The following is an 11,912-nucleotide window of genomic DNA, read 5'->3' on the forward strand; positions in this document are numbered from 1 at the left end:
AACGTTATTCCACGGCAGGCAGCACATAGTTTTCCACCAACCGGAAAAGCCTGGAACCGGTGGCATAGTTGCCGCTGGTGAATTCGACGGTCATATTGAGTTCCGGAAACACCATGATGGTTTGACCGCCCCAGCCGTTCGCGCGGTACATATTTACCTGCTTTCCCTTGTGAGCCAAATGGCTTATCCACCAAAGGTACCCGTAGTCATTTTTTCCCGAGTCCTCAATGGGTATCCGGATATCCCTGTTGTTCCCGAATACGGCTGTGCTTTTTTCTATCCAGGTTTCCGGGATGATATTCTTGCCACGCCACTTTCCTCCATTCTGATAGAGTACGCCAAATTTAAGCATGCTTCTGGGTGTCAGGTACATGGACCCATCAGTTGCGTAGACCCCATTGTTGAATTGATACCAGGCCACCGAATCAATTTCCAGGGGCTCGAATAATTCCGCTTTGGAGAAGGCTGCGAAATCTCTTTGAGTAGCGTTTTTCAGGATTTCCCCCAGCAAGACCACGCCACCCCCGTTGTAGTTGAATACGGCACCAGGTTTGTGAACCAGGTCTCTTTCCAATACACAGGTTATCGGGTCATTGGAACAATCAAAATAAAGGCGGTCGATATCATTGGCGGACGTTCCATGGGCCGCCCCCCATTCATCCCACGCCAAACCCGAGGTCATCGTCAAAAGATGCGCGATGGTAATATGTTCCTTCCCGCCGGTTTTGTACTGTTGATGGTCCGGCAGGTAGTTAAAGATGGGTTCTTTAATATCTTTTATATACCCCTGGTTAATTGCCATACCGATACACGCCGAAACAAAGCTCTTGGTGCAGGACATGGTGGGGTGTAGCATGTCCTTTTCCCACTGGACCTGTTCGCCCCTGTAACCGGGTGCATCCCACTGGTACTTATACCCTTCGAAATACTGCTCAAGAACCAGGAGGCTGTCCCTGTAAATCAGCATGGAGTGAATTTCATTGAAGCGGCCGCAATGGATTTCCCGGATTGCCTCTGAAATCAGGGCTGTGTCGATCCCGACCTCCTCGAGATTCCCGGTATTGAAGCCATCCCCGATATTCTCCGGTTGGGAATAGCGGAAGCTGGAATTGCAGGGGGTACAGGCTGTTATCCCCAGTAACAGAGAGATTGCAAAAACAAATAGGATGATTTTCATGGGTAAAATTATAACATTCAGACCTTTGCCAGTTGGGCGAAGCAGTTCCATTCAGGAGACTCCGCTAATTTCTGGTTGCAGTCCGGGTTTGATTGCAGCCCGGTTATGGTTGGTGACCGACCATGTTTTGACCCAAAAGGTAATGAGAATCAGAATCGAAAAACATGATCCACGTCACCGAGGGGCATTCAAGGGTAGGAATCGATCAATCATGATAACCGTCATTTCCTCCGTTGGGTAGCTTGGCTAACTTGAAGGCGCTAATTTGATGCGGTGTGCCAATGACATCGGGAACAGAAGAAAATAAGAGGGCCTTCGGCCTGACCCTGCTCAGGCGTTTGAGAAGGCGCCTGTTAGCCGAAAACAACATGGGCAGGTACCTGGTATATGCCGTTGGTGAGATTTTCCTTGTTGTTGTGGGGATCCTGATCGCCCTGCAGATCAACAATTGGAACGACGAACGAAAGGAACGAAAAGAGGAGCAGATTTCCTACGGGAATATTCGCCAGCAGCTTCTGGACGACCGAAAAGAACTGGTTAAGGTAAAGGACTTCAACTCTTATTATTCAGAGGTTTACAAATACGCGAGTAAAATCATCTCCTCCGGTGACCGGGTCAAAACGGATTCACTGGCCTATTTCGCTATGATGCTATCGCAATTTTCAGACTTTCACCGCAGCGGCACTATTTACGTAACCCTCGCCAGTAGTGGGGAACTGAAAATTTTAAAAAACACGGAAATTACCAGCGCCATTCAGCAATTAGAAACCACTTATAATTTTGCCAACCAACTGGAAACGATGCATTGGGAGCTGATCACCGACGAGGTCTCCCCGGAATTGAAAGGGGTCATCAACTACACAGACTTCGAGGTGATTAAACCTGAGAGGCTCTACGGCGTGGAATTACAGAACATCTTCTTTGAGATTATCGGCCTTTCCTCCTGGAAAGATTCTGTTTACAGCCAGGCGCTTTCAGAAATTGACCGCGTCATCGGACTGATCGATGAAGAATTGAATGGGAGGGAATGAGATCCGGAAACAGCGAAATTATTTCCCGATGCAGAAATTCGAAAAGATGTTCCCGAGCAGGTCATCCGTGCTGATCTGACCGGTGATCTCCCCCAGGTGGTGCAGCGCCTCATTGATATCCACGGAAACCAGGTCGGACGGAACGTCGGATTCCATGCCTTCCCGCACGTTACCGATGGCCTCCTGGGCTTTTACCAGCGCCTGGTAGTGGCGGGAATTGCTCACAACCGGGTCGTTGTTTTCCAGCAGTCCCCGGTTGACCAAACCGAGTAGGGCTGCCTGCAGCTGTTCCAGGCCTTCGCCGGTTCGGGCCGATATACCCAGGGCATTGGGGAAGGCCTCCGCCAGTTGCTTCCGCGCCTGGTCACCCAGCTGGTCCGTTTTATTGATCAAATGGATGATGGGTTTGTCCGGGTGGCGTTCCCGTAGCGTATCTGTCTCTGCTTTCCAAGAAGCGAAATGGGCAGGGTCGGTCCGGCTTCCGTCCACCATATAGATGATCACCCGGGCGGTTTCCATCTTTTCAAAGGTCTTTTGGATGCCAATGTGTTCCACCTGATCGGAGGTTTCCCGTATGCCTGCCGTATCGATAAAACGAAAACCGATGCCCTCCAGCACGATCTCGTCTTCGATCGCGTCCCGGGTGGTCCCGGCGATTTCACTGACAATGGCGCGTTCTTCCTTTAGCAAGGCATTGAGCAGGGTGGATTTCCCCACGTTGGGGGCCCCGGCAATAGCTACGGGGATCCCCTTCTTCAGGACATTCCCCAGGGCAAAACTGTCGATCAGGTCCTTCAGCAGTTCCCCCAGCCGGTCCAGCAGCTCATAAAAGGCCCCGCGATCCGCAAACTCCACATCTTCTCCCGAGAAGTCGAGTTCCAGGGTAATCAGGGAGGCGAAATTCAGTAGTTCCTCCCGCAGCCTGGCAATTTCAGTACTGTACCCGCCCCGCATCTGCTGGAGTGCTATCTGGTGGCTGGCTTTGTTTTCGGAAGCGATCAGGTCGGCAACTGCCTCCGCCTGGCTGAGGTCCATTTTCCCATTAATGAAAGCCCGCAAGGTAAATTCCCCGGGTTTCGCCATCCTGCAACCGGAATCCAAAAAGAGATTGAGGATTTCCCGTTGGATGTATATGGATCCGTGGCAGGAAATCTCCACCACGTCTTCCCCCGTGTAGGAACGGGGTGAACGGAACACCGTAGCAAGCACCTGGTCCAGGATGCGACCGCCTTTGTTGATGGTTCCGAGGTGCACGGTATGCCCCGGGCATTCGGACAGCAAATTGCCGCTGGCGGCCTGAAACTTTTCTGCCGCGATAGCAATCGCCTCCGCGCCTGAAAGCCGCAGGACGGCAATAGCCCCTGAGCCCGCCGGGGTTGCCAGTGCAATTATGGTGTCCTTTTCCATCATATACTCGGGAGCTGCGGAATACTTTTCCGCCAGCCCCGACAAAAATACGATTAATGATGCATTTCGGGGTTTCCTTTACATACGGGTTGCTCCGTCCTTTCCGGGTGTTCCCCGGCGGTCAGCTGGCTGTGTAACAAACTGAAGGATTTCACGACCTATTTAATGAATCCTCAATCAAAGCAAAAAATGGAAATCGTTTCGCAACATTCGCTACGGGAGGACCGGCAGCTCCTCACCATCACCCATCTGACTCAGTTGCTGGGGTACCTGGTCGGCTTTGGCAGCCTCATTGTGCCGCTGATCATCTGGTTGACCTCCCGCAATACCGTCCTGGACATGGATGCCCACGGGAAGGCGATCATGAACCTGCAGTTGAGCCTGATCGTCTATATCATTGTCGGAATCCCTGCCATCCTTTTGCTGGGGCTTGGGATCCTCATCCTGGTGGCCACGGCGGTGCTGGGCTTTGTGATGCCGATAGTCAATGCGGTCCGGGCCAGCAACGGGGAAGCCCCAAGCCAGTTCCTGACCATCCGGTTTTTTACATAAATCATGATCATGTTTTCAATCAAAAGGGGGTGATCTTTTTAGACCACCCCCTTTTGGCTGAATTTGTATTGGACAAACTAACTATCTATTTTACAGACTGATGCATGTACAATGACATAAACCTCAGGATTGCCATCGGTGCTGCCTTCATTCGTGTACTGCCCTGGAGCCGCTGAATACGTTCCATTCTTTTTCATCGGCATAGGCAAATCGCCGGAATAGAAATGGAAATCCTCCAACTCGTAACCATCTATCAGCATAACATCTCCATACGTCAAACTTCCATCATCATGATAGGTTACATTCACATAGCCCACATAGGTACCCTTTTCCATCTGGCATTGGCCAGCCCCTGCAAAGAGGTTGAAGGGTCCTGAACCGGGTTCTGGAAGTCGAACGGACCATCCCCAGTTGTTGCTGCCGAAATTCCCGAAGTCGGTAAAGCATGAATTGAATTCCGCACAATCACAGATCCGGCCATAAGCGGTTTCGCATCCGTTGTCATCTTCTTCTTTATCTGAATTTACTCTGGTCTTACCATCAACGGCAAAGAGGTTCTCCTCTGAAATGGGTTCTGTTTCACAGGAGGCTAACGAGAAAAGGAGCGTGAAGGCCGCCGCTCCGAGAATTAATTTTTTCATAATTGGGGTTGTGTTTTGATTAACAGTTAAAATTACCCAATTAATCCATTAAATTTTAATAATGTCGATCAACTTTATGCATTGACCGACATACGGCTAAAAGAGTTGTCCAACCCCTGGTATTCGAAATTAATTATTTGAATATCAGGAATTAAGCATCACCGGCATCACGAGCATGGTAATGGATTCCCCGTCGTCCAGGCCGTCGGCCGGGGTCAGGATACCGGCGCGGTTTGGCAGGCTCAATTCAAGGGAGATATCGTCCGAATCGAGGTTGCCCAGCATTTCCACGAGGAAGCGGGAATTAAAGCCGATCTGCATGTCGTCCCCCTGGTAGGAACAGGTAAGCCGTTCTTCCGCCTTGTTGCTGTAATCCACATCCTCTGCAGAAATATTCAGCTCGGCCCCGGCGATCTTCAGTCGGATCTGGTGGGTTGTTTTGTTCGAGAAAATGGAGACGCGGCGGACGGAGCTCAGGAGCTGCCCCCGCTGAATGACCAGTTTGTTGGGGTTTTCCTTGGGGATCACCGCTTCGTAGTTCGGGTATTTCCCGTCGATCAGGCGGCATACCAGTACGGTCTTGGCGAACAGGAATTTCGCATTGCTGTCATTGTAGGCAACGGTCACGGATTCCTCGCTGCCTGCCAGGATCCCCTTCAGCAGGTTCAGTGGCTTTTTGGGCATGATGAATTCCGCAACCTCAGAGGCCTGGACGTCCGTCCTTTGGTATTTAACCAGTTTATGGGCATCCGTGGCAACAAAGGTGAGGCCCTCGGGCGAAAACTGGAAGAATACCCCGCTCATCACGGGCCGCAAATCGTCATTCCCGGCGGCAAAAAGGGTCTTGTCGATGGCCGTGGCCAGGATATCCCCCATGATCTCGGTCTTGCTCGGGTCGGGTAGCTCAACAGCCTTTGGAAATTCGGCCCCGTCTGCGTACGCCAGGGCGTATTTGCCGTGGCTCGAACTGATTTCCACCGTATTGTTGTCTTCCACCACGAAGGTCAGCGGCTGTTCCGGGAAGGTTTTGAGGGTATCCAGCAGCAAACGGGCGGGAACGGCAATGGCCCCCTTATCCTCCGAATCCACTTCGAGTTCGGAGCTCATGGTGGTCTCCAGGTCAGAAGCGGAAACAGTGAGTTTGCCCTTGTCCAGGTCAAAAAGGAAATTATCGAGTATGGGCAGCGTATTGCTGTTGCTGATTACGCCCCCGAGAACCTGGAGCTGCTTCAGTAAATACGTGCTTGAAACTATAAATTTCATGAATCAAATGCTTTAAAACGCCGGGAATCCCGGGAGGTTTGGCTATTCTGGGTGTTCTGACAAATATATCCCAAATGTAGGTCGAAGGAAAACAAACTTATTAACAGGAATCAGCGGAATCTGCGCCTCCGCACCAGGCCGAACAAGCCGCCTGCCACCAGTAATAGCAGTACCGGAAGCCCGATATTCAGGAGTTGCCATCGGGTTTTGCTTTCAGCGGCTTTTTGGGGGTCCAGCAGGGGGATGGCCACCTGCTTGTTGCGGATGTTTATAAGTCCGTCGTCTTCCAGGAGGTAATTCACCGCATTGACCAGGAATTCCTTGTTCCCGTAAAAATTGTTCGTCCATTGGTCGTACCCCAGTTCCAGCGGGCGTCCGTTTTGCAATTGGTTGGTGGCCAGGTCGCCGTCTGCGACAACGATCATCCGGTTTTCGGGTCCCTGCTCCCGGTATCCCGTTAATTCCACAGGGCGGATACGGTTCCGGTAGGCCGAGGTAAAGTCGCCTTCCACCAGTACGGCGAGCGGGAAATTCCCCGGGGCAAAGCGCTCGGGGTTGGGCGCCTCCCGCACGATATCCAGGCTGATGAGCTTCGGGGTGCCCTCTGCCCGGGAACGGGGGGATGACTGGTACAGGACGGTTTTGCGATAGGCGTTTTCCAGGGTATCGATGGAACTGGCAAACTGCATCCGCAGGGCTTCCAGATTCATGTTGATAGGGTGGTCATCCCGCGAGAACACCATGGGGTGGTAAATCCAGGGTACCGGGTTGTATTCGGAACCGGAACCGCTGCCGGTCGCAAGTACGATCTGGGTGCAATACATGTCGGCAACCAGGTCTGCGTTGACCCGGATCCCATAGCGGAAGAGCAGGTCATCCAGGTTCAGGTCGCGCGCGATGGCGACTCCCTGTCCGTCCTCATTCTGCAGGCTGTCCAATTGCATTGCCACGGGGTCTATCAGCCAAAGGGTACGGCCGCCGCCCACCATGTACTGGTCCAGCACCAGTTTTTCCGCTTCGGTAAAGGGCTCCGTGGGCTTTACAATGAGGGCTGCCTGGAATTTTTGCAGGTCGCTGAGCGTCCCGGAAGGGTCGGAGGCAACCGAATCCAGCGTAAAGGGGGCGATGCGGTAGTAGCTGCCCAGGGCCCCCAGCAGGTCCGCCAGGCGGTTGTCCGGCAATTCCCCGTTCCCTTTGAGGACAGCCAGTTGCCTGGGCTGGGTGGTGCCCAGTTTGGCAAAGGCATCGGCAAAGGCGTATTCCAGGTTCTGAATGGACCGGTTGACGCGGTCCTGGGTACTTGCTCCCAATTGATTTCGGAGGAGGGCAACCTTCTCGGACCGCTCCCCGAAGTTGACAACGGCCCAAGGGAAGACGACTTCCTGGGAAACCCGGCCGTTTTCCTCCGTGGTCACGCTCGCCGGTTTGAGGCCGAACTGTTGGAGTTGGTCCAATATTTCCGGACCGGCATCGCCCCCCTCAAGGGGATCGACAAAATCAAAGCGCAGCCCCGGGTTTTTGGAGGCAAATTGTTCCAGGAGCAATCCGGTTTCCCGCCTGAGGCGCACGAATTCAGGCGGCAGATCCCCATCGAGCAGGATATCGATGACGACGGTTCCTTCCAGGCCGCTTACAGCCGCCACGCTTTCCGGGGCCAGGGTAAACCTGCCGTCTTCGGTCAGGTCCCACCGGGTAAAGGCCAGGCTGGCCGCCAGGTTGAGCAGGATCAGCAGAGCAAGGCCGATCAGGGCACTGCGTAGCAGGTTTGGCTTCTTCATTGGCGGTATAGCTTTAACCGGCTGGCCGCCAGGAAGAGGAAGAATGCAGTAAGCCCGATAAAATAGATGAGGTCCCGGCTGTCCAGGATGCCCTGGCCGATTGTTTCATAATGGGCCCGGGCCCCCAGTTCCCTAACAAAAAGTGCCATATCCCCATCAAGGATGAGCGTAGCCAGGCTTTCGGGCCCCTGGTATAGCAGGAAACAGGCCACCACCGACAGCATAAAAGCTACAATCTGGTTGTCCGTCAGGCTGGAGGCAAACAAGCTGACGGCTGCGTAAACGCACATCAACAGGGCCAGGCCAATATAGGAACCCCAAACAAGCCCGGAGTCCAGGTTGCCCGCTGTGGCTCCGAGGTCATGGATGGCCCATACGTACAGGAGGGTGGGGAGGAGGGTGGCCCCGATAAGGGCGCAGACCCCCAAGAATTTTCCCAGGACCAGTTGGTTCAACGGAATGGGTTTGCTCAGGAGCAATTCCAGGGTGCCCAGTTTCCGCTCTTCGGCAAAGGTTTTCATGCAAACCGCCGGGATCAGCAACAAGAACACCCAGGGGACCAGCAAAAAAAACAGGCTCAGGTCGGCAAAGCCGTAATCGATGATGTTGTAGGGCCCTCGGAATACCCAGAGGAAGAGGCCAGTGAGCACGAGGAAAATCCCCGCCACCAGGTAGCCAACCGGGGAGGAAAAAAAGGAAGAAAACTCTTTTCTGAAGATCGCGAACATTCGCCGGGGGTTTAAAGGACAGCGTGTTTCTGCAAACTCCATGCCCTGGGCTTGTCTGCAAATAGTTTTCGTGTTTCACTCCATACCTGATGGAAGAAATCCGAGGCCCGGTAATTTTCCAGATCCTCTCCGGTTTCCCAGATGCTGTATGTGAAAAACACATTGGGGTGGTTCATATCTCGGTATAGTTCCAGGTGCCTGCAACCCTTGGTTGCGCGGATCCTTTCGGAGGATGCTTTGAAAATACGCTCAAAACTAGCAATATTTTCGGTTTTGAAGGTCATTTGCACGATTCGCGTCAGCATTCAGTGAAAATTGATTAAAACGGTATCCCGGTAGTCGAGGCCCAGGAGGGTTGCAGCACCCCCAACCGTGTTCAGGTTGCTTTTGTAAATGGCCAGTTCCAGGTAGCCCGACGAATTGAACAGGGCGACCAGGTCACCCGGGCCACGCCTTTGGGACCTTTCCAGGTCAAAATTGATAAAGCCGCTGTAGCGGTCATAGATGGCGCTGACCTTTTGGTTGCGCGCTTCCAGCGTAAACTTACGGCCCTTCCGGTAGGCATCAAAAAGCCCCCGCTCAATATTGGTCACCACATTGCCGTAATTGTCGAGGTAAATGACGCTCCCGATGATCGTGTCTCCGTCATTGGCCACCCGGGGTGCGAATTCCTTGTAATGGCGCAGCCGGGCGAAGGGTTTCCCGATCACCTCGAGGGTCCCGCCACGCGCCAGGTGGCATGCGGCCGGCACAAAAACACTCAGTACCGGGAAGGCATCCTGCACGGACCCGGGCAGACTGATTTCCACTACCTTTTCTGGCTTCACCTCCTCTACGATCAGGCTGACCACCCCGTTGTCGGCAGTTATAAAATAGTGCCCGTCCACCTTGACTGCCAGGTGGGTGTTTTCAGGTGTTCGTTCTGAATCCACGCCCACGATGTGGATGGTGCCTTCCGGGAACGCCTTGTAGGCGTTCTTGAGGAGGTAGGCGCACTCCTGTATGTGAAAGGGATTGACCTGGTGGGATATATCCACGATAACAGCCTCCCTGAGCTCCTTATAGATGGTTCCTTTGATAGTCCCTACAAAATGGTCTTTCAGGCCAAAATCTGTAGTCAGGGTTATGATTGGCATCCGGTGCTGTTGATATTTTTTTTAGCAGTCCAAACTGAATTTTACGTAAGTTTGTCAGACAAAATTAAGCAAAAAAACAGCGGAGGCAATCCGTCTTTGCAACCTCATTTTCAAACACCTGCTTTTTGAACGAACTCAGCCTGGAACTAACGGATATAAGCCCCAGGGATTTTTTCGGGGAACGGAATTCCAATATTGAACTGCTTAAAAAATCCTTTCCGAAACTTAAGATCGTCGCACGCGGCAGCCGCATCAAGGTATATGGGGAGCCCACCCAGCTCGAGGAATTCGAGAGGCGCTTCGGCATGCTCACCGAGCACTACACCAAATTCAACAAACTGGACGAAAACGTCATCGAGAGGATCCTCGACAGCAATGATTCCAAGGACTACGCATCACCGGAAAACAGCGGGGATGTGCTTGTTCACGGGGTCAATGGCCGCCTGGTAAAGGCACAAACGGTAAACCAGCGCCGCCTGGTGGATGCCATGGCCCGTCACGACATGGTCTTTGCCATCGGCCCTGCGGGAACCGGAAAGACCTACACAGGCGTAGCCCTGGCCGTCAAGGCCCTGAAGGAGAAACAGGTCCGCAGGATCATCCTGACCCGACCTGCGGTGGAGGCAGGGGAAAACCTGGGGTTCCTCCCGGGCGACCTGAAGGAAAAGCTCGACCCGTATATGCAGCCGCTTTACGATGCGCTGCGGGATATGATCCCCGCGGAACGACTTGCCAAATTCCTGGAAGACGGCACCATACAGATAGCCCCCATGGCCTTTATGCGGGGACGCACCCTGGACAATGCGTTCGTCATCCTGGACGAGGCGCAGAATACCACCCATGCCCAGATGAAAATGTTCCTTACCCGTATGGGCAAGAATGCCAAGTTCCTGCTCACCGGCGACCCCGGGCAGATCGACCTGCCGCGCAGGGTCATATCCGGGTTGAAGGAAGCCCTGCTGATCCTCAAGAACGTCAAGGGGATCCAGATCATCTACCTGGACGACAAGGACGTGATCCGCCACCAGTTGGTGAAGAAAGTCATCGATGCCTACAAAACCATTGAACACCAGAACTAGGATGGTACGCACCCTTACAGATACCGATTTCAGTTTCCCCGGGCAACAACGCGTATATAAGGGAAAGGTCCGGGAGGTGTATTACCTGGAGAACGACCTGCTGGTGATGATCGCCACCGACCGCTTGTCGGCCTTTGATGTGGTGATGCCCAGGGGCATCCCCTACAAGGGGCAGATCCTGAACCAGATTGCCACCCGTATGATGGAGGCCACCCGGGACCTGGTCCCCAACTGGCTGGTGGCCACGCCGGACCCGAACGTGGCCGTAGGCGTGCGGTGCGAGCCGTTTAAGGTGGAAATGGTGATCCGGGGCTACCTGGCCGGCCATGCGGCACGCGAATACAAGGCCGGGAAACGGGAACTGTGCGGGGTCTCCCTTCCGGAGGGCATGCGGGAAAATGATCCCTTCCCCGAACCGATCATCACCCCGGCCACCAAAGCCGAAAAGGGTGACCACGATGAAGATATTTCCAAAGCGGGGATCCTTCAGCGCGGGCTGGTAAGTCCGGAAGATTATGCGATACTCGAAGATTACACGCGAAAATTGTTCAAAAGGGGATCCGAACTCGCTTCCGGGCGGGGGTTGCTTCTGGTGGATACCAAATACGAATTCGGCAAAACGCCGGACGGCAGGATCGTATTGATCGACGAGATCCACACCCCGGATTCTTCCCGCTATTTTTATGCCGACGGCTATAAGGCCCGCCAGGAGCAAGGGCAACCCCAGAAACAACTCTCCAAGGAATTCGTCCGCCAGTGGTTGATCTCCGAGGGGTTCCAGGGGAAACCCGGACAACAGGTACCCCATATGACCGACGCGTACATCGAATCGGTTTCCAACCGGTATATTGAGCTATACGAGAACATTACCGGCGCTACCTTTGAGAAAGCCGACACCTCGGATATTCCCGGCCGGATCCGGCAAAACGTACTTGCCTACTTAAAGGGCCTTTAACCTGGAAGGCACCCATGAACCGGCATGGCGGAATCCTTGGGCCTGCAACTACAAAAAACAGCCGCCAGCGATCGACGATCGGGGCGGCTGCCTTATTTGCAGCAACCAACCAGGTACTGCAAGCAACGTAAGATTGGGGATACCTAAAATACACAGGCTGGTTGG

The 11,912-nt window shown here is 53.5% G+C and carries 12 protein-coding genes; 4 read left to right on the plus strand and 8 right to left on the minus strand.

Annotated features, from left to right (window positions below):
* Positions 1–4: 4 nt before the first annotated feature.
* The gene (locus H7F20_RS13495; RefSeq protein ID WP_185786694.1) at positions 5–1,177 is read right to left on the minus strand and encodes a serine hydrolase; all 1,173 of its coding nucleotides are present in this window, start codon (positions 1,175–1,177) and stop codon (positions 5–7) included.
* 281 nt (positions 1,178–1,458) lie between these two features.
* On the opposite strand from H7F20_RS13495, the gene H7F20_RS13500 reads away from it, so the two are divergent.
* Positions 1,459–2,208: a DUF6090 family protein gene (locus H7F20_RS13500; RefSeq protein ID WP_185786695.1), complete on the plus strand. Its 750-nt coding sequence runs from the start codon at positions 1,459–1,461 to the stop codon at positions 2,206–2,208.
* Positions 2,209–2,226: 18 nt separating this feature from the next.
* Here H7F20_RS13500 and mnmE read toward each other — a convergent pair whose 3' ends face one another.
* The gene (mnmE, locus tag H7F20_RS13505) at positions 2,227–3,618 is read right to left on the minus strand and encodes a tRNA uridine-5-carboxymethylaminomethyl(34) synthesis GTPase MnmE (protein ID WP_185786696.1); all 1,392 of its coding nucleotides are present in this window, start codon (positions 3,616–3,618) and stop codon (positions 2,227–2,229) included.
* Between the two features lie 186 nt (positions 3,619–3,804).
* Here mnmE and H7F20_RS13510 point away from each other — a divergent pair, with 186 nt between their 5' ends.
* On the plus strand, positions 3,805–4,167 hold the full coding sequence (locus tag H7F20_RS13510; RefSeq protein WP_185786697.1) for a DUF4870 domain-containing protein: 363 nt from the start codon (positions 3,805–3,807) through the stop codon (positions 4,165–4,167).
* Between the two features lie 77 nt (positions 4,168–4,244).
* Here H7F20_RS13510 and H7F20_RS13515 read toward each other — a convergent pair whose 3' ends face one another.
* From H7F20_RS13515 to H7F20_RS13540, 6 genes are all read right to left on the minus strand, one after another.
* Positions 4,245–4,808, minus strand: a complete 564-nt coding sequence (locus H7F20_RS13515; RefSeq protein ID WP_185786698.1) for a hypothetical protein — start codon at positions 4,806–4,808, stop codon at positions 4,245–4,247.
* A gap of 144 nt (positions 4,809–4,952) precedes the next feature.
* Complete coding sequence (gene dnaN, locus H7F20_RS13520) at positions 4,953–6,071, minus strand: DNA polymerase III subunit beta (protein ID WP_185786699.1); 1,119 nt, start codon at positions 6,069–6,071, stop codon at positions 4,953–4,955.
* Positions 6,072–6,181: 110 nt separating this feature from the next.
* Complete coding sequence (gldG, locus tag H7F20_RS13525; protein ID WP_185786700.1) at positions 6,182–7,849, minus strand: gliding motility-associated ABC transporter substrate-binding protein GldG; 1,668 nt, start codon at positions 7,847–7,849, stop codon at positions 6,182–6,184.
* The gene (gene gldF, locus H7F20_RS13530) at positions 7,846–8,577 is read right to left on the minus strand and encodes a gliding motility-associated ABC transporter permease subunit GldF (protein ID WP_185786701.1); all 732 of its coding nucleotides are present in this window, start codon (positions 8,575–8,577) and stop codon (positions 7,846–7,848) included. Before gldF ends, gldG begins: the two co-directional genes overlap by 4 nt.
* A gap of 11 nt (positions 8,578–8,588) precedes the next feature.
* Entirely contained in the window at positions 8,589–8,882 is a 294-nt protein-coding gene (locus H7F20_RS13535) for a putative quinol monooxygenase (RefSeq protein ID WP_185786702.1), read from the minus strand.
* A complete protein-coding gene (locus H7F20_RS13540; RefSeq protein ID WP_185786703.1) occupies positions 8,883–9,713 on the minus strand; it encodes an S-adenosyl-l-methionine hydroxide adenosyltransferase family protein in 831 nt (276 codons plus the stop codon). It lies immediately after the preceding gene.
* A gap of 125 nt (positions 9,714–9,838) precedes the next feature.
* Between H7F20_RS13540 and H7F20_RS13545 the strand changes: the two genes are divergently transcribed.
* Positions 9,839–10,792, plus strand: coding sequence for a PhoH family protein (locus tag H7F20_RS13545; RefSeq protein ID WP_185786704.1), 954 nt, complete (start codon positions 9,839–9,841; stop codon positions 10,790–10,792).
* 1 nt (position 10,793) lies between these two features.
* Complete coding sequence (locus tag H7F20_RS13550) at positions 10,794–11,747, plus strand: phosphoribosylaminoimidazolesuccinocarboxamide synthase (RefSeq protein WP_185787168.1); 954 nt, start codon at positions 10,794–10,796, stop codon at positions 11,745–11,747.
* Positions 11,748–11,912: the final 165 nt, after the last annotated feature.

Origin of the sequence: Robiginitalea sp. SC105 (genome assembly GCF_014243345.1) — a bacterium.
GTDB lineage: Bacteria > Bacteroidota > Bacteroidia > Flavobacteriales > Flavobacteriaceae > Robiginitalea.

Excerpts from the sequence above, each read along its gene's own strand:
- H7F20_RS13495 (WP_185786694.1), bottom strand. The coding sequence starts at position 1,177 with ATGAAAATCATCCTATTTGTTTTTGCAATCTCTCTGTTACTGGGGATA.
- H7F20_RS13500 (WP_185786695.1), top strand. The coding sequence starts at position 1,459 with ATGACATCGGGAACAGAAGAAAATAAGAGGGCCTTCGGCCTGACCCTG.
- mnmE (WP_185786696.1), bottom strand. The coding sequence starts at position 3,618 with ATGATGGAAAAGGACACCATAATTGCACTGGCAACCCCGGCGGGCTCA.
- H7F20_RS13510 (WP_185786697.1), top strand. The coding sequence starts at position 3,805 with ATGGAAATCGTTTCGCAACATTCGCTACGGGAGGACCGGCAGCTCCTC.
- H7F20_RS13515 (WP_185786698.1), bottom strand. The coding sequence starts at position 4,808 with ATGAAAAAATTAATTCTCGGAGCGGCGGCCTTCACGCTCCTTTTCTCG.
- dnaN (WP_185786699.1), bottom strand. The coding sequence starts at position 6,071 with ATGAAATTTATAGTTTCAAGCACGTATTTACTGAAGCAGCTCCAGGTT.
- gldG (WP_185786700.1), bottom strand. The coding sequence starts at position 7,849 with ATGAAGAAGCCAAACCTGCTACGCAGTGCCCTGATCGGCCTTGCTCTG.
- gldF (WP_185786701.1), bottom strand. The coding sequence starts at position 8,577 with ATGTTCGCGATCTTCAGAAAAGAGTTTTCTTCCTTTTTTTCCTCCCCG.
- H7F20_RS13535 (WP_185786702.1), bottom strand. The coding sequence starts at position 8,882 with ATGCTGACGCGAATCGTGCAAATGACCTTCAAAACCGAAAATATTGCT.
- H7F20_RS13540 (WP_185786703.1), bottom strand. The coding sequence starts at position 9,713 with ATGCCAATCATAACCCTGACTACAGATTTTGGCCTGAAAGACCATTTT.
- H7F20_RS13550 (WP_185787168.1), top strand. The coding sequence starts at position 10,794 with ATGGTACGCACCCTTACAGATACCGATTTCAGTTTCCCCGGGCAACAA.